Origin of the sequence: Streptomyces sp. NPDC049954 (assembly GCF_040656295.1) — a bacterium.
Classification (GTDB): Bacteria; Actinomycetota; Actinomycetes; order Streptomycetales; family Streptomycetaceae; genus Streptomyces.
In genome coordinates this window covers 211,794-228,026 of the sequence record NZ_JBFALS010000011.1, presented here as the reverse complement: position 1 = coordinate 228,026, position 16,233 = coordinate 211,794, and the positions used below count along the sequence as shown (strand labels likewise).

15 protein-coding genes are annotated in these 16,233 nt (G+C 75.5%); 4 read left to right on the top strand and 11 right to left on the bottom strand.

What is annotated here, in order from left to right; all coding sequences use genetic code 11:
- Positions 1 to 124: 124 nt before the first annotated feature.
- Both mycP and AB0J21_RS25280 read right to left on the bottom strand, forming a co-directional pair.
- Positions 125 to 1,327, bottom strand: a complete 1,203-nt coding sequence (mycP, locus tag AB0J21_RS25285; RefSeq protein ID WP_363148378.1) for a type VII secretion-associated serine protease mycosin — start codon at positions 1,325 to 1,327, stop codon at positions 125 to 127.
- A complete protein-coding gene (locus tag AB0J21_RS25280; protein ID WP_363148377.1) occupies positions 1,324 to 2,325 on the bottom strand; it encodes a hypothetical protein in 1,002 nt (333 codons plus the stop codon). Before AB0J21_RS25280 ends, mycP begins: the two co-directional genes overlap by 4 nt.
- A 416-nt stretch (positions 2,326 to 2,741) precedes the next feature.
- On the opposite strand from AB0J21_RS25280, the gene AB0J21_RS25275 reads away from it, so the two are divergent.
- Positions 2,742 to 3,944, top strand: coding sequence for an amino acid deaminase/aldolase (locus AB0J21_RS25275; protein WP_363148376.1), 1,203 nt, complete (start codon positions 2,742 to 2,744; stop codon positions 3,942 to 3,944).
- Positions 3,945 to 3,951: 7 nt separating this feature from the next.
- Here the strand turns inward: AB0J21_RS25275 and AB0J21_RS25270 are convergent, their stop codons facing one another.
- From AB0J21_RS25270 to AB0J21_RS25250, 5 genes are all read right to left on the bottom strand, one after another.
- Positions 3,952 to 4,872, bottom strand: a complete 921-nt coding sequence (locus AB0J21_RS25270) for a DUF2510 domain-containing protein (RefSeq protein ID WP_363148375.1) — start codon at positions 4,870 to 4,872, stop codon at positions 3,952 to 3,954.
- A 9-nt stretch (positions 4,873 to 4,881) separates the two neighbouring features.
- Complete coding sequence (locus tag AB0J21_RS25265) at positions 4,882 to 6,198, bottom strand: HAD family hydrolase (RefSeq protein ID WP_363148374.1); 1,317 nt, start codon at positions 6,196 to 6,198, stop codon at positions 4,882 to 4,884.
- A gap of 107 nt (positions 6,199 to 6,305) precedes the next feature.
- Positions 6,306 to 7,118 carry a 3-oxoacyl-ACP reductase gene (locus AB0J21_RS25260; RefSeq protein ID WP_363148373.1) on the bottom strand — a complete coding sequence of 271 codons (813 nt, stop codon included), beginning with the start codon at positions 7,116 to 7,118 and terminating at the stop codon, positions 6,306 to 6,308.
- Positions 7,119 to 7,123: 5 nt separating this feature from the next.
- Entirely contained in the window at positions 7,124 to 8,515 is a 1,392-nt protein-coding gene (locus AB0J21_RS25255) for an aldehyde dehydrogenase family protein (protein ID WP_363148372.1), read from the bottom strand.
- Positions 8,516 to 8,598: 83 nt separating this feature from the next.
- Positions 8,599 to 9,963: a glutamine synthetase family protein gene (locus AB0J21_RS25250; RefSeq protein WP_363148371.1), complete on the bottom strand. Its 1,365-nt coding sequence runs from the start codon at positions 9,961 to 9,963 to the stop codon at positions 8,599 to 8,601.
- A 148-nt stretch (positions 9,964 to 10,111) separates the two neighbouring features.
- Here AB0J21_RS25250 and AB0J21_RS25245 point away from each other — a divergent pair, with 148 nt between their 5' ends.
- On the top strand, positions 10,112 to 10,816 hold the full coding sequence (locus AB0J21_RS25245; RefSeq protein ID WP_363148391.1) for an FCD domain-containing protein: 705 nt from the start codon (positions 10,112 to 10,114) through the stop codon (positions 10,814 to 10,816).
- 214 nt (positions 10,817 to 11,030) lie between these two features.
- The gene (locus tag AB0J21_RS25240; RefSeq protein ID WP_363148370.1) at positions 11,031 to 11,783 is read left to right on the top strand and encodes a gamma-glutamyl-gamma-aminobutyrate hydrolase family protein; all 753 of its coding nucleotides are present in this window, start codon (positions 11,031 to 11,033) and stop codon (positions 11,781 to 11,783) included.
- Between the two features lie 15 nt (positions 11,784 to 11,798).
- Here the strand turns inward: AB0J21_RS25240 and AB0J21_RS25235 are convergent, their stop codons facing one another.
- Both AB0J21_RS25235 and AB0J21_RS25230 read right to left on the bottom strand, forming a co-directional pair.
- Positions 11,799 to 12,581 carry an SDR family oxidoreductase gene (locus tag AB0J21_RS25235; protein ID WP_363148369.1) on the bottom strand — a complete coding sequence of 261 codons (783 nt, stop codon included), beginning with the start codon at positions 12,579 to 12,581 and terminating at the stop codon, positions 11,799 to 11,801.
- Between the two features lie 84 nt (positions 12,582 to 12,665).
- On the bottom strand, positions 12,666 to 13,676 hold the full coding sequence (locus tag AB0J21_RS25230; protein ID WP_363148368.1) for a LysR family transcriptional regulator: 1,011 nt from the start codon (positions 13,674 to 13,676) through the stop codon (positions 12,666 to 12,668).
- A gap of 71 nt (positions 13,677 to 13,747) precedes the next feature.
- Between AB0J21_RS25230 and AB0J21_RS25225 the strand changes: the two genes are divergently transcribed.
- The gene (locus AB0J21_RS25225; protein ID WP_363148367.1) at positions 13,748 to 14,905 is read left to right on the top strand and encodes a TDT family transporter; all 1,158 of its coding nucleotides are present in this window, start codon (positions 13,748 to 13,750) and stop codon (positions 14,903 to 14,905) included.
- On the opposite strand, the gene AB0J21_RS25220 is transcribed toward AB0J21_RS25225, so the two are convergent.
- The gene (locus tag AB0J21_RS25220) at positions 14,823 to 15,572 is read right to left on the bottom strand and encodes a helical backbone metal receptor (protein WP_363148366.1); all 750 of its coding nucleotides are present in this window, start codon (positions 15,570 to 15,572) and stop codon (positions 14,823 to 14,825) included. The genes AB0J21_RS25225 and AB0J21_RS25220 overlap by 83 nt on opposite strands.
- Positions 15,569 to 16,135: an XRE family transcriptional regulator gene (locus AB0J21_RS25215; protein ID WP_363148365.1), complete on the bottom strand. Its 567-nt coding sequence runs from the start codon at positions 16,133 to 16,135 to the stop codon at positions 15,569 to 15,571. Before AB0J21_RS25215 ends, AB0J21_RS25220 begins: the two co-directional genes overlap by 4 nt.
- Between the last annotated feature and the right edge of the window lie 98 nt (positions 16,136 to 16,233).

Here is a 16,233-nt window from a genome sequence, read left to right as displayed (position 1 = left end):
GCCCGCATACCGGATGCATTCGGGCGTTTCGACAACGCGGCGAGGTGCCGTAGCTGTCGTCGTGCGCCCGCCAGGAATCGCGGGACAGCCCTTAGCGACGGCGGCGCGGCCCCGCGCGGCGGCCTCAGCGCACGGCCGGGCGTCCGGCCCGCGGGCGTCCGGGCAGTCCGCGCCACAGCGCCGCCGCCGCGAGCAGCAGCAGGCCGCCCGCGGCGCCGGCCGCCGGTGCCGCCCAGTCGGGACGGCGCCGGGGCGGGGCGGCCGGCGGGGTCGGTCCGCCGCCGAAGTACTTCTCGCCGTACGCGGCCAGGTGCGTGCTCTCGGGCCGCACCCGGGCGGCGGCCTTGAGCGCGGCGGCCGGGTCGATGGTGCCGAAGCCGCGCGCGTCGTCCCTGCCGGTGCCCGGCGGGTCGGCGGCGGTGTCCTCCAGGAGGTCCTTGACCTGGTCGGGCGGGAGCCCGGGGTGGGCGGAGCGCAGGAGGGCGACGGCCCCGGAGGCGAAGGCGGCGGCGGCGCTCGTGCCCCAGCCCTCGTAGTAGCGGCGGTCCGGGTTGAGGGTCACGACGTCGTCGCCGGGCGCGCTGACGGTCGCGTACCAGCGGCGGGTGGAGAAGGGGGCGCGCTCGCCGTAGCGGTCGACGGCGGTGACCGCGACGACCCCGGGGTAGGCGGCCGGGTAGGACACGTGGTCGCCCTTCTCGCCGCCGTTCCCGGCGGAGGCGACGACCACGACGTTCTTCTTCAGGGCGTACTGGACGGCGGCGTCCTGCGCGGCCTGCGGGCGGGCCGAGGCGCTGTCGTCGCCGAGCGAGAGGTTGATGACGTCGGCCCCGTGGTCGGCGGCCCACCGGATGCCCTCGGCGAGCGCGTCGCCCCGGGTGCGCCCGGCCTTGGGGCGCTGCGGGTCCTCGTCCTCCAGGATCACCCGGACCGGGAGGATTCTGGCCTCCGGGGCGACGCCCATGACGCCGTCCGCGCTGTCGGGCCCGTGGCCGTGGGCGGCGATGATCCCGGCCATGGCGCTGCCGTGCTCGGCCCAGTGGTCCTGTCCCCGGGAGGCGCCGAAGCCGACGAGGTCCTTGCCGGCCAGGACGTTGCCCTCCAGGTCGGGGTGGCTGTCGTCCACCCCGGTGTCCAGGACGGCGACGGTGACGCCGCGCCCCTTGGTGGTGGGCCAGATCTGCTCGGTGTGCAGGGCTTCCAGGCCCCACTGCTGAGCTCTTATGCCGTCGGCGCGGGCGGCGGTCGCGGGCAGCAGGGCGAGGGCGGTGGCGGCGCCGCCGGCGAGCAGGGCGCGGGACACCCGCCGGGGGGTGCGGGGGGTCATGGCGCGGGCTCCGAGGGGGTGGGGGCGGCGGCGCGGACGCCTCGGGCGAGGTGGTCGGCGAGGCCCTGCGCGTCGTGGCCGAGCCCGGCCTGGGCGACGGTGGAGCCGGCCCCGGCCTTCGTGGCGAGGGCCGCGGGTACGGGCGTGGGGAAGGGGCGCGCGTCGGCGAAGCCCGACACGGCGTAGACCACGAGAGGCAGGTCGGTGCGGACCGTGAGGGTCCAGCTCGCGCGCTGGGCGGGCCCGAACCCGGCGGCGGGGGTGCCGGCGCGGGCGTACGGGAGGGGCAGCAGGTCGGTGCGGCGGTCGAGGCCCTCGGTGGTGAAGCGGGCGTGCAGCGCCTTCATGGCGGCACTGTCGCCCTTGGTGAACAGCAGGCCGACGGTGGTGACGTGGCTGCGGGTCGCGTCGGTGTAGGTGGCGCGCAGCAGGCGCAGGCAGCCGACCGGGGCCAGCGCCTTGCGCAGCAGCGGGTCGAAGGCGTCGGCGCAGCCGCTGTCGGGGGCGACGGCGATCCGGTTCCAGGTGCGGTCGGCCCCGCCGGGCCCGGCGCCCCTGCCCTGGACGACGCGCGGGAAGAGGGTGTCGACGGGGGTGCTGTGCCACAGCTCGGCGGCCGCCTCGTACGCGCTGGGCGGGGCCGGTTCCTGCTGCTCGTCGCGCAGCCAACTGCCCGCGAGCGCACCGCCGATGAGGCCGAGTCCGAGCACGGCGCAGGTCGCCGCGGCGAGGGTCCCGGGGCGTACCCGCCGGCCGACGGGGCGCAGCCGGGTGGTGGTGTCGTCGTAGTGCTCGGGCCGGTCGACACGGACGAAGGGGGCCCCGGTGTGCGGTCCCGGGCGCAGGTCGACGGTGCCGGGCAGCCGCCGGGCGGGCTGTCCCGCGGCGACGTCCTGGTGCGGCTCCCGGGGCGGAGGCGGGGTCGGCGGCGGTGTGCCGGGCCCGGAAGTCGTCTGTGCGGTCGGGGCCTTGGGCGGGCTCAGGCGCGGCAAGGGCACGCGCGGGGGCCTGACCGGGCGCGGTGGTGCGGCGGGGCGGGGCGGGTGGGCGTGGACCGGGCCGGGAGCGGGAGGCCGCCCGGGGAGGGCCCCCTCGGTCTCTTCCGCGGCCGCGTTTCCCGCCACGGCGTCACCAGACGGCCGGGCGGCGGGCCGAGGGGGCTGCTGCGGCCGGGGCGGGACCGGTGGGGCGGGGGGCGCGGCGGGTGGGCGGCGCGGCGCGTCCGTGCTCATGCGCTCCCCCGCTCCTTCCGTTCGCCGACGCCACCGGTCCCTTGGGGCAGGCGTGTTCGCGCTCCGGTGTGCGGACACTTTACGGGCTGCGGCGGGGCCGGGGGGACTGCTCGGGCAGCTCGCGGCCTTCTGCCCGGAACATCCCCCTACCCATCGGTAGGACCGTCTGGCAGGCTGCGGTCATGACTGCCCGTGCCGCCGACCGCGCCCGTTTCGACCGGGCCACCGCGCACCTCGACGCCCCGCTCGCCGTCGTGGATCTGGACGCCTTCGACGCCAACGCCGCCGATCTGGTGCGGCGGGCCGGGGGCAAGCCGGTCCGGGTGGCGAGCAAGTCCGTACGCTGCCGTGCGCTGCTCGAACGGGTCCTGGCGCGGGAGGGTTTCGCGGGGATCATGTCGTTCACGCTCGCGGAGTCCCTGTGGCTGGCCCGCTCCGGCTTCGAGGACGTGCTGCTGGCCTACCCCTCCGCGGACCGGGCCGGGTACGCGGAGCTGGCCGCCGACCCGAAGCTCGCCGCCGCCGTGACCGTGATGGTGGACGATCCGGCGCAGTTGCGGCTGATCGACGCCGCGCGGGACGGGGGCCGCGAGGAGATCCGGGTGTGCCTGGAGCTGGACACCTCGCTGCGGCTGCTGGGCGGCCGGCTGAGGTTCGGCGCGCGTCGCTCCCCGCTGCGCTCCCCCGGGCAGGTCGCGGAGCTGGCGCGGGCCGTCGCGCGGACCCCGGGGTTCCGGCTGGTCGGCCTGATGGCGTACGAGGGCCATGTCGCGGGTGTGGGCGACCGGGTGGCGGGCAGTCCGCTGCGTTCGCGCGCGGTGCGGCTGATGCAGGCGACGGCGCGCAGGGAACTCGTGGTGCGGCGCGCGGAGGTGGTGCGCGCGGTCCGTTCGGTGGTGCCCGGCCTGGAGTTCGTCAACGGCGGTGGTACGGGCAGTGTGCAGCACACGGCGGCGGAGTCGGCGGTGACGGAGATCGCGGCGGGCTCGGGGCTGTACGTGCCGCACCTGTTCGACAACTACACCTCGTTCACGGGCCGTCCCGCGGCGCTGTTCGCGATGCCGGTGGTGCGCAGGCCGGGGGTGGGCGTGGTGACGGTGCTGGGTGGCGGGTACCCCGCTTCCGGTGCGCCGGGCCGGGACCGGCTTCCGGTGCCGTATCTGCCGGAGGGGCTGGCCTATGACCCGCAGGAGGGGCCGGGCGAGGTGCAGACGCCGCTGCTGGGCGCGGTCGCCGACGATCTGCTGATCGGGGACCGGGTGTGGTTCCGGCATGCGAAGGCGGGCGAGTTGTGCGAGCGTTTCGACCGTCTGCGCCTGGTGTCGGGGGACGAGGTGACGGCGACGGTGCCGACCTACCGGGGCGAGGGGCGCACCTTCCTGTGACGCGGGGTCATTGGCCCTGCGCGAGCGGCCTGATGCCGCGCGTCACGGTGTCCATGAGGGAGACGGGGGGCGTGCCCGGCCCGGTGTCGAGGGTGAAGCGGACCACGGCGACGGCACCGGCGTCGGTCGGTGCCGGGAAGGCCAGCGACTGGACCCAACCGCCCGGCCCCGTCTTCGTACTGACCCGCCAGCGGACGAACCAGCCCTGGCGTCCGGCCACTTGGACGGAGCCGGCGGCGACCCGGCGGTGTCCGGTCATGCCGTCGAAGGGGCGGCCGCCGGCGCCGTCCCGGTCGTAGGCACGTGCGGCGGTGTCCTCGATGTCGGCCTCGGCCGCCGCCCGCGGACTGTTGTCGCCCGCGCTGTCCTCGCGGGCGGTGGTGGTGCTGACGCGGCCCTGGTCGCAGTACGCGGTGGCGCCGGGGCACGGGTAGCGCTTCTCGGTGACCATGGTGGGCAGTCCGTGCACGTCGTCGGCCTTCTTCCAGCCCTCGGGCACCGGGACGGAGATGTTGTTCAGCTCGTCGACGAGCAGGTGCGGGTCGCCGCTCGGCGAGGGGGCGGGGGCGCTCGTCGGCGTGTGCGGGGCGCCGGGGCCCGCGCCGGGGTCGGTGACCCTGATCTCCGGGTCGTCCCCGGTCCCGAGGGCGGCGACGCCGGTGACGATCGCGGCGGCGAGCACGGCGCCGACGAGGGTCACCGCGACGACACGCCCGCGCAGCGGCCGCCGCCCGGGCCCGGGGGGTGTGTCCCCGGAGCCGGGCGGCCCGAAGCCCGTGCCGTACGCCGCCTCGACCGGGTCGGGCAGCTCGGGTACGCCGCCCGCCCGCCGCACCTGGGCGGTCCAGGCCGTACCGTCCCACCAGCGCTCGGCGTGCGCCGCCCCGGGATCGGGGTACCAGCCGGGCGGTGCGGGAGGCGTGCTCATGCGGCAACCCTAGGACGCGGCCTGGGGGCCGTACACGGTGTCGAGCTGATCCGGGACGACCGAGCCGTCCGCACGCCGCACCGGTCCCGCCGTGCCGTCCTCCTCGGTGCGGCCGGTCGTGGCGCACGGGTAGGCGCCCTTCTTTCGGGGCAGCGGCTCGATGAACATGGGGTTGACGAGCCAGCGGCCGTCGCCGTTGTCGTAGGCGCGGCACATGATCTCGTTCTTGTTCCGGTTCAGGACGAGGTGGGCGCCCGTGGCGTCGCCGACGAAGGTGACGTCGGTGTCGGCGTCCCCGCCGCCGATCGCGATGCGGTGCGCCGCGTCCTGCCGGTCCCAGGCGTGCTTGCCGTGGACTCCGAAGATCTCCTGGTTGATCCAGCAGCGTTTGCCGTCGATGTAGGGGATGTCGCCGCCCCGGCTGTCGGGCCGGTCCCCGCAGCCCTCGTTCCAGGTGGTGATGCGGCCGCGGTGGTCGAGGAGGCTGCGGATGGCGATGGTGTGCTTCTTGTCGATGCCGACGCCCGCGGACCACACCTCGGTGACGGGTTCGGAGCCGGCCGAGACGACGTACACGTCGAAGCCGGCGCGTTGCAGGGTGCGGATCAGGTCGCGCTGCTGCGGGTAGTAGCGGACGTACGCGGGGAGGGTGTGGGTGCCGACCTTCTGTTCGCTGCCGACGGGGGCGGCGAGGGCCTCGGCGCGTGCCCTGCGGGTGTAGTCGGTGAGTTCGGCGGGGGTGTGCCCGGCGAAGAGCTGCGGGACCCACGCGTACTCGGGGACGGTGCGCCGGTGGTTCCACCGGCCGGCGAAGGCCTCCTCGCCGCTCATGGTCTTCGCCGCGCTGCGGATCTCGAAGATCTCGTCGGCGCAGTCGGGGCGGGTCGAGGTGGGCAGCGGCGCGCCGACGGGCCGGTCGGTTCCGCAGGCCTCGGTGAGGGCGCGGTCGGCGGCGTCGGTGAGCCAGGCGCTGGTCGCCTTCCAGCTGCGCGGGCGCAGGATCTTGTCGTGCCGCAGCGACCAGGCGATCGTCGCGTCGGTGATGTCGTTCTTGGAGACGGTGTTGTCCCAGTCGAAGGCGGCGACGGGGCGGTCCTCTCCGTATCCGCCCAGCTGGGGGCGGGAGCAGGTGCCGCGTTCGTCGATGACCTGCTGGAGGGCCTCGCGGTTGTGCCCGTACCAGGGCAGTTGGCGGGAGAGCTGGGGGCAGTGCGTGCCGCGCGCGGCGGCCGCGGTCCCCGCGGCCTGGGCGGGGGCGGCGCCGACGAGGGCCGCGGCGGCGATCCCTAGGGAGCACAGGGAGGCGAGCAACGGACGGGTGCGCATGGGGGGTCCGATCTGTCCGACGGCAGGCGGAGCCCGGGGTACGGCGGCGCCCGCGGTACGCGCGCGGACGCCCCCGACCTCGGTGTCATGCACCGTACATCTTGCGTTTACAGAGGGGTCACGTACGCGCCCGAGATTCCGCCGTCGACGAGGAAGTCGGTGGCGTTGACGAACGAGGAGTCGTCGCTCGCGAGGAAGGCGACGGCGGCGGCGACCTCGGTCGCCTCGGCGAAGCGCCCGAGCGGGATGTGCACGAGGCGGCGCGCGGCACGCTCCGGGTCCTTCGCGAACAGCTCCCGCAGCAGGGGGGTGTTGACGGGGCCCGGGCACAGCGCGTTGACCCGGATGCCCTCGCGGGCGAACTGCACGCCGAGTTCGCGGGACAGCGCGAGGACCCCGCCCTTGGAGGCGGTGTACGAGATCTGGCTGGTGGCCGCGCCCATCCGCGCGACGAAGGAGGCGGTGTTGATGACCGAGCCGCGCCGCTGCTGGCGCATGTAGGGCAGGGCGGCCTTGCAGCACAGGTAGACGGAGGTGAGGTTGACCTCCTGGACGCGGCGCCAGGCGTCGAGTCCGGTGTCGAGGATGGAGTCGTCCTCGGGCGGGGAGATACCGGCGTTGTTGAAGGCGATGTCGACGCTGCCGTAGGTGTCGAAGGCGGTCCGGAACAGGGCGTCCACCTGTTCGGGGGCGGTCACGTCGACGCGGACGAAGGTGCCGTCGACCTCCTCGGCCGCCGCCTTTCCGCTGTCGCCGTCGATGTCGGCGCACACGACGTGGGCGCCCTCGGAGGCGAGGCGGCGCACGCTCGCGAGGCCGATTCCGCTGCCGGCGCCGGTGACGACGGCGGTACGGCCCACGAGGCGGCGGCAGACGGGCTGCTCCTCGGCGGGGTCGGAGGGCGGCGGGGTGCTGGTCATGGGCGTCAGCCTTCCGTGGCGATGAAGACGTTCTTGGTCTCGGTGAACGCGGTGAGCGCGTCGGGGCCCAGTTCACGGCCGAGGCCGGAGAGCCGGTAGCCGCCGAAGGGGGTCGCGTAGCGCACGCTGCTGTGCGAGTTGACGGAGAGGTTCCCGGCGGCGATGCCCCGCGACACGCGCAGGGCGCGGCCGACGTCCCGGGTCCACACCGATCCGGAGAGCCCGTACGGAGTGGCGTTGGCGAGCCGTACCGCCTCCTGTTCGTCCTCGAAGGGCAGGACGACGGCGACCGGGCCGAAGACCTCCTCGACGGCGACCGGGGCCTCGGGGGAGATGTCGGTGACCAGGGTCGGCGGGTACCAGAAGCCGGGCCCCCCGGGGCAGGAGCCGCGGACGAGGCTCAGGTCCTCGCTCACGTAGGAGCGCACCCGTTCGCGCTGGCGGGCGGAGATGAGCGGGCCCATCTGGGTGGCCTCGTCGGCGGGGTCTCCGACGACGACGGAGCGCAGCGCGGGCACCAGCAGGGACAGGAAGCGGTCGTAGGCGGAGCGCTGCACGAGGATCCGGGTGCGGGCGCAGCAGTCCTGTCCCGCGTTGTCCAGGAAGGACATCGGGGTGCCGGCCGCGGCGGCCTCCAGGTCCGCGTCGGCGAAGACCACGTTGGGGCTCTTGCCGCCGAGTTCGAGCGTGACGGGCTTGACCTGTTCGGCGCACAGCGCCATGACGCGCCGTCCGACGCGGCTGGACCCGGTGAACACGATCTTGGCGACGCCCGGGTGGCGTACGAGGGCCTCGCCGGCGACCGGGCCGGTGCCGGGCAGTACCTGGAAGAGGTCCTCGGGCAGCCCGGCCTCGCGCGCGAGTTCGGCCAGGCGCAGGGCGGTGAGCGGGGTGGTCTCGGCGGGTTTGAGCAGCACCGCGTTGCCGGCGGCGAGGGCGGGGGCGGTGCCCCAGCCGGCGATCGGCATCGGGAAGTTCCAGGGCGCGATGACGCCGACCACGCCGAGCGGTTCGAGGAAGGTGACGTCGACCCCGCCGGCCACCGGGATCTGCCGTCCGTTGAGGCGTTCCACTCCCCCGGCGCAGTACTCCAGCAGGTCGCGGACGTTGCCCGCCTCCCAGCGGGCGTTGCCGAGGGTGTGCCCGGCCTCGGAGACCTCCAGCCGCGCCAGTTCCTCGACGTGGGCGTCGACGACGGCGGCGAAGCGGCGCAGCAGCCGGGCCCGGTCGGCGGGGGCCAGCGCCGCCCAGCCGCGCTGGGCGCGGGCGGCGCGGCGCACCGCGCGGTCGACGTCCTCGGCGCTCGCGGCGGGCACGGTGCTCAACACCTTCTCGGTGGCGGGGTCGAGGACGGTCAGCGAGCCGGGGTCGTCCCCGTACGGCGCGATCTCGTTCAACGTGCCTGTCCTCCAGTGTGGTTGACGACGGCCCGGGCCGGTCCCGGCGCGGGTGGGCCCGGGGCCGTTCGCTCGCGGCGGGCTCAGAGCCGTTCGAAGGAGCGGCGCAGTTCCCAGTCGGTGACCGCCGCGTCGAAGGCGTCGAGTTCGACGCGGGCCATGTTCGCGTAGTGGTCGACGACATCCTGCCCGAAGGCCTCCCGGGCGAGCGGGCTCGCGGACCACAGCTCGGCGGCCTCCCGCAGGGTCCCCGGCACCTGCGGGTAGTCGCCGTCGTAGGCGTTTCCCCCGCAGGGAGCGGGGAGTTCGAGTGCGTGCTCCACTCCGTACAGCCCGGCCGCGACCAGCCCGGCGACGGCGAGATACGGGTTGACTTCCCCGCCCGGCAGACGGTTCTCGAAGCGCAGCGAGGGGCCGTGTCCGACGACCCGCAGGGCGCAGGTGCGGTTGTCCCGGCCCCAGGCGACGGCCGTCGGCGCGAAGGAGCCGGCCCGGAACCGTTTGTAGGCGTTGACGGTGGGCGCGTACAGGAGCGCGAAGTCCCGCAGCGCGGTGAGCTGCCCGGCGAGGAAGTGCCGCATGAGCGGGGACATGCCGTCCGCCGCCTCCCCCGCCATGAGCGGGGTGCCGTCCGGGTCGGCGAGCGAGAGGTGGATGTGGCAGGAGTTGCCCTCGCGCTCGTCGTACTTGGCCATGAAGGTGAGCGAGCAGCCCTCCTGCGCGGCGATCTCCTTGGCCCCGGTCTTGTAGAGGCTGTGGTGGTCGCACGTGGTGAGCGCCTCGTCGTAGCGGAAGACGATCTCGTGCTGGCCCGGATTACACTCGCCCTTCGCGGACTCGACGGTGAGCCCGGCGCCCGCCATGTCGTTGCGGATGCGGCGCAGCAGCGGTTCGACGCGGCCGGTGCCGAGGACCGAGTAGTCGACGTTGTACTGGTTGGCGGGGGTCAGGCCCCGGTAGCCGAGGTCCCAGGCCTGTTCGTAGGTGTCCTTGAAGACGATGAACTCCAGCTCGGTGCCCGCGCGCGCGGTCAGTCCGCGCCGCGCGAGGCGGTCGAGCTGGCGGCGCAGGATCTGGCGGGGTGCGACGGGGACCGGTTCGCCGTCCCCGGTTTCGAGGTCGGCGAGCAGGAGCGCGGTGCCGGGGTGCCAGGGGACGCGGCGCAGGGTGGTGAGGTCGGGGCGCATGACGAGGTCGCCGTAGCCCCGCTCCCAGGACGAACTGGCGTATCCGTCCACGGTGTTCATCTCGACGTCGACGGCGAGCAGGTAGTCGCAGCCCTCGCTGCCGTGCCGCAGCACCTCGTCGAGGAAGAAGCCGGCCGCGAACCGCTTGCCCTGGAGCCGGCCCTGCATGTCGGGGAAGGCGAGGACGACGGTGTCGATGTCCCCGGCACGGACGAGCAGATGCAGCTCGTCGACGTTCAAGGGGGGTGTGCGGTCCGCCACGGGAGGTGCTCCTTCGGTCAGCCGGAGGCTCTAAGGTATGGCGGGCGACCATTAGGGGGAAGGGGGCGCGACCGTGCGGGAGGAGACGGGTGGTCAGGGCGGCTCAGCGGCGGCGGGCCGGGCCCCGGAGGCGGCCGCGCGGGACCCGTTGCTGCTGCGCCCGGTGCGGGGCGGGAACGGTTTCGAGGAGGCGCTGGAGCAGATCCTCCAGGTCGTACGGCTCGGCCTCGTCCCGGCCGGGCGGCGACTGCCTCCCGAGCGGGAGCTGGCCGTGCGGCTGGGCGTCTCCCGGGCGACTCTGCGGGAGGTGCTGCGGGTCCTGCACGCGGAGGGCCTGGTGCGCTCGCGGCGCGGCCGGTACGGGGGCACCTTCGTGCTGCCGAGGCCGTACGCCTCGCAGGAGGCGGCGGCGCGCGCGCGGTTGCGGCGCCGGGTGGAGGCTGTGGACCTGGCGGACGTCCTCGACTTCCGCGAGGTCCTGGAGGTGGGCGCCGCGCGGTTGTGCGCCCGCAGGCGGCGCGACGAGGGCCACGACGGACGGCTGCGCGCGGCGCTGGCGGCCACGGGCGACGCCCCGCTGCCCGAGTACCGCAGTCAGGACACGCTGCTGCACCTGACGATCGCCGAGTTGTCGGGCTCCCCGACGCTGGCCGCGCGGTACGCGGCGGTGCGGGCGACGGTCAACGAACTGCTGGACTGCATCCCGCTGCTGGTGCGCAGCCTGGAGCACGCGCAGCGCCAGCACGAGGCGCTGGTCGCGGCGCTGCTCGCGGGGGACGAACGGGCGGCGGGCGAGACGATGCGGGAGCACTGCGCCGGCACGGCGGCGCTCCTGCGCGGCTTCCTGTCCTGAGCGGCCGCCCGTTGCGGGCACGGCCTCTGGCCACCGGGCCACCGGGCCCGCGCATTCACGCCTGCCGCTCGGCAATGGTGTGGCAGCATACCTTTGCGTCGTGCCGTGTCCTCGGGGTTCCTCCTGTCGCGTGCGCGTCTCGCGCCAGTTCGCGATGGCCGGCCGGTCCGCAGGAGTCCGGACGGCGGCGGCCCGTACGGAGAGGTGGTCCGTGGTGCCCGGTCCGTTCATCCCGTTCATCGGCATCAGCACGTACTGGGAGGCGGAGGCCGCCTGGGGCGAGTGGCGGCTGCCCGCTGCCCTGCTGCCGACGGGGTACCCGGAGCTGCTGCGCTCGGCGGGCGCCCTCACGACGCTGCTGCCGCCGGACGTACCGGAACGGGCCGCTTCGACGGTGGCGCGGCTGGACGGGGTGGTGATCGCGGGCGGCGCGGACGTCGACCCGGCGCGCTACGGCGCCCGGCGCCATCCGCGCTGCGGACCGGCCGCCCCCGAACGGGACGCGTGGGAACTGGCCCTGATCGAGGCGGCCCTGGCCTCCGGCACCCCGCTGTTCGGCATCTGCCGGGGCATGCAGCTGCTCAATGTGGCGCTGGGCGGCACCCTGCGCCAGCACATCGAGGGACACGGCGGCGGCCACGGCGTCTTCGGCACGCATCCGGTGACCCCGGCGCCCGGCACGCGGTACGCGGCGCTCGTCCCGGAGCCCGTGGAGGTCCCCGTCCACCACCACCAGTCGGCCGACCGGCTCGGCACCGGCCTGGTGATCGGCGCGCACGCGCGGGACGGCACCGTGGAGGCCCTGGAACTGCCCGGTCAGCCATGGGTGCTCGGCGTCCAGTGGCACCCGGAGATGGGCACGGACGTGCGGGTGGCGCGCGGCTTCGTGGAGGCGGCGGGCGGGTTCGCGGAGGCGGCGGGCGGGCCGGAGCGGGAGGCGGGACCGCAGCGGGTCCGGGCGCGCTGAGCCCGCCCCGTTCCCCTACGCGAGTCCCCCGTTGCTCTTCAGCAACTGGCCGTTGACCCACTGCCCCTCCGGTGAGCACAGGAACTCGACGAGGCGGGCGGCGTCCTCGGGGGTGCCGAGGCGGCCCAGCGGGGTGTCGTGCACCAGCTGCCGCCGCAGTTCCTCCGGGATCCAGCCGGTGTCCACCGGGCCGGGGTTGATCACGTTGGCGCTCACACCGAGATGGGCGAACTCGTGGGCCGCGGCGAGGGTGATGCGGTCCAGCGCCCCCTTGCTCGCCCCGTACGGCAGGTTGTGGACGGTGTGGTCGCTCGTGAGGGCGATGATCCGTCCGGTGCCCAGGGCGCCGCCGAAGCGCAGGCCGAACGCGCGGATCAGCAGCCAGGTGGCGCGCGCGTTGACCGCGAAGTGGCGGTCGAAGCTCTCGACGGTCGTGTCGAGCAGTCCGGAGTCGACCGATTCGGCGTGGCACATGACGAGGGCCGTGATCCCGCCGAGCCGGCGTTCCGCCTCGTCGAGGACGCGTTCGGGGACCTCGGGGTCGGCGAGGTCCGCCTCGATCCCGACGGTGGCGGCGCCGTGCCGCCCGAGTTCGGCGGCGATTCTCTCCCCCGCTCGTTCCTCGGCCCCCCAGGTCATGCGGGCGTCGTAGGGGCTCCAGTACGTGAAGGCGATGTCCCAGCCAGCGGCGGCGAGCCGGATCGCGATGCCCGCGCCGATCCCGACGCTGCGGCCCACGCCGGTCACCAGGGCGACGGGGCGGGGCGTCGAAGGGGGCGCGGTGTCAGAAGGGGTCACGGGCCACCATGCTCTGCCGGTGCCTCGTGCGCCGCAACCGATTTGCCGGTGCCCCGCCCCGCCGCAGGGGACCCAGCACGCCCCTCAGCCCCGCCTCGTCAGCCCCAGCAGGTCGCGGGCGGGACCGGCCGGGCGGTGGCCCTTGCGCCAGACGGCGCGCAGCGCGCGGTCCAGCGGGGTGCCGCGCACCGGTACGGGGACGAGCCGGCGGGCCACCAGCTCCTCGCCGACGGCCAGTTCGCTCAGGACGGCGGGGCCCGCCCCGCTGAGGGCGGCCGACTTCACGGCCGTGGTCGAGGAGAGTTCCAGCAGGGGCGCGGCGAGCCCGCCGTACGGGACGAGGGCGGCGTCGAGTACCTGGCGGGTCCCCGATCCCTCCTCGCGCAGGATCAGCGGGGTGCGGGCCAGTTCGGCCGGGTCCAGCCCCTCGCGCAGCAGCGCCCAGGGGTGGCCGGGATCGACGAGGACGAGCAGCCGGTCGCGGGCGACGACGGCCGAGTCGACCCCGGCGGGCGCGGCGAGCCCCTCCACGAACCCGAGGTCGGCCTCCCCGGCGAGGAGTTCCTCGACCACGGCGCGGGAGTTGCCCGCGCGCAGCGACACGGCGGTGCCGGGGCGCAGCCGGCGCAGCGCCACGAGCCAGTCGGGCAGCAGGTACTCGCCGACCGTCATGCTCGCGGCGACCCGCAGCCGCGAGTCCCTGCGGGTGCGCAGCGCCTGCGCGCCCGCGTCGAAGGCTTCGGCGGCCTCGATGACGCGGCGGGCCCAGCCGCAGACGAGGACTCCGGTGTCGGTGAGCCGTGAGCCGCGCGGGGAGCGGTCCACCAGGTCGACGCCGAGACGCTGTTCGAGGGCGCGGACCCGGCCGCTCGCGGCGGGCTGGCTGATGCCGAGTTCGCGGGCGGCCCGGCCGAGGCTGCCGAGCCGGGCGACGGCCAGGAGCAGTTCGAGCGCGCCGAGGTCGGGGACGCGGTGCGAGAGGGGCCCCGCGACGGGGGCCGTGTGGGGTGGCGCGGCGCCCTCGGCCGCCGGGCTCCCTGGCCCGCGCCGCGCGTCTCCCGTCCCGTCCCCGGTCCTGCGCTGCGCCTCGGTCATCAGTCCAGCTTATGCCCTCATAGCCGCATCGTCCCTGGTGGGAGGGGGGTGGGCCGCGAAAGGCTGGGGGCATGACCGTCCTCGCCCCACCCCGTACCGGTGCCGCCCCCGCCCTGTCCGCTCCCGTTTCCCGGCTGCGGGGTCTCGGCCCGAACCACTACGCGGCGGTCATGGGGACGGCGATCCTCTCCACGGCCGGTTCCGCGCTGCCGGTCGGGGTGCCGGGGCTCGGCGGCCTGTGCGAGGGGCTGTGGGCCCTGTCGGTCCTGACGCTGCTCGTCCTGCTCGCGGCGCGCGCCGCGCACTGGAACCGGTACCCGGACCGGGCCCGGGAGGCGCTGCGGGACCCGGCGACGGCCCCGTTCTACGGATGTCTGCCGATGGCCTTCCTCGCGGTGGGCGCGGCGACGCTGCACGGGGGCCGCGCGGTGCTCGGCCCGGACGTGTCGACGGCGATGGGCTGGGCGCTGTTCGCGGTGGGGACGGGGCTGGGCCTGGTGATCGCGGTGGGCGTCCCGCTGCTCATGGCGGTGGGCCGCAGGGCGCGGATCGGTGACGTCTCGCCGGTGTGGCTGCTGCCTCTGGTGTGCCCGATGGTGTCCGCCTCGCTGGGCCCGCAGCTCGCGCCCCACCTCTCCTCCGTCGCGGCGCGCGCCACCCTGCTGTACGGCTGTCTCGCGCTGTTCGGCATGTCGCTGCTGGCGACGCTCGCGCTGCTGCCGCTGATCGTGGGGCGGCTGCTGGCGGGCGGGCCCTGGCCGCTCGCGCTGACCCCCTCGCTGTTCCTGGTCCTGGGTCCGCTCGGGCAGTCCACGACGGCGGCCGGTGCGTTCGGCGCGGTCGCCCGGGGGACGCTTCCGGCGCCCTTCGCGGCGGGCTTCACGGCCTTCGGGGTGCTGTACGGCGTCCCGGTGCTCGGCTTCGCGCTGCTGTGGCTGGCGCTCGCGGGGGCGCTGGTGCTGCGGGCGCTGCGCGGGGGGCTGCGGCCGGCGCCGACGTGGTGGGCGTTCACCTTCCCGGTCGGGACCTGTGTGACGGGGGCGACCGGGCTCGCGGCGCTCACCGGTCTGGACGTCTACCGGTGGGGCGCCGCCGCCCTGTACGGGTTCCTCGTGGTGGCGTGGTGCGCGGCGGCCTACGGGACGCTCAGGCCCTGGGTGCGAGGGGACGGCGCAGCGCCCGCCCCAGCCGGTGCGCGGCGGGCCCGAGCGAGGGGCCGTACCACGTGAGGTCGCGGCCGCTGACGAGGGCGGCGGGCACGGAGAAGGACTCGGGCCCGTCGCTCGCCGTGAAGCGGTAGGGCTCGTCGGGCAGGACCACGAGCCCCGGTGCGCCGCGCTCCAGTCCGTCCGGTGCGAGGCGGGGGTAGCGCTCGGTGTGCCCGGCGTGCACGTTGCGCACACCGAGCCGGTCGAGGAGGTCTCCGGCGAAGGTGTCCCGGCCGAGCACCATCCAGGGCCTGCGCCATACGGGGACGACGGCGCGCACCGGTGCGGGCAGGGCGGGGGGCGACTCCCACGCGCTCGCGGCCTCGTCGAGCCAGCGCGGACGGCCGCTCCCGCACGCGGCGAGGACGCGGTCGAGTTCGGCGAGGGCCTGCGGGAGGTCGCGGACGTGGGTGACGAGGACCTCGGTGCCCTCGGCACGCAGGGCGTCGAGGTCGGCGGGCCGGTTCTCCTCCTCGTTGGCGAGGACCAGATCGGGCCGCAGGGCGGTGATCCGCGCGGTGTCCGGGTTCTTGGTGCCGCCGACGCGGGCGACGTCCAGGGCGGCCGGGTGGGTGCACCAGTCGGTGGCGGCGACGAGCAGCCCGGGCGCGGTCTCGGCGACGGCCTCGGTGAGCGAGGGCACGAGGGAGACGACGCGCGGGGGCCGGGCGGTGCGGGCCGCACTCACCTGGGCGGCGCCTCGGTCGCCTCGATGTGGTCGCCGACGGCCACCACGAGCAACCGGGTGTCGGGTTCGGTGGCCCGCCAGCGGTGCCGCACACCGCCGCTGAGGTAGAGGGTGTCGCCCGCGCCCAGCTGGTGCACGCGGCCCTCCGCCTCGGCCTCGGCGGCTCCGTCGGCGACATAGAGCAGGGTGTCGTTGCGGTACTGGAACTCGCGGCCGGGGTCGTGGTCCCCGCAGTACTCCATGGCCTGCATCTGGTGCTGTCCGCGCACCAGGGGCCGTACGGCGGGGTCGGGGGCCATGAGCCCGGTGTCGTCGTCGGAGCGGACCACGTCCACGGTGTGGGCGGGATCGGCGGCGGCGAGCAGTTCCCCGGTGGTGGTCTCCAGCGCCTCGGCGACCAAGCGCAGCGAGCGCAGCGAGGGGCGGGCGCGCTCGTTCTCGACCTGGCTCAGGAAGGGCACCGAGAGGCCGGAGCGGCGGGCGACGACGGCGAGGGTCAGGTCGAGGGCGCGCCGACGGCGCCGTACGGCGTTGCCGACCCGTGGTGCTTCCTTCTCGTCCATCGCTGGTGCTCCCTCCTGCCCGCGGCTCCCCGAGGGGGATGAGTGAAGCCTACGCAGGTTCTGTGCCGCGTGGGGCCGGGGCGGGAAGTGCGGTACGA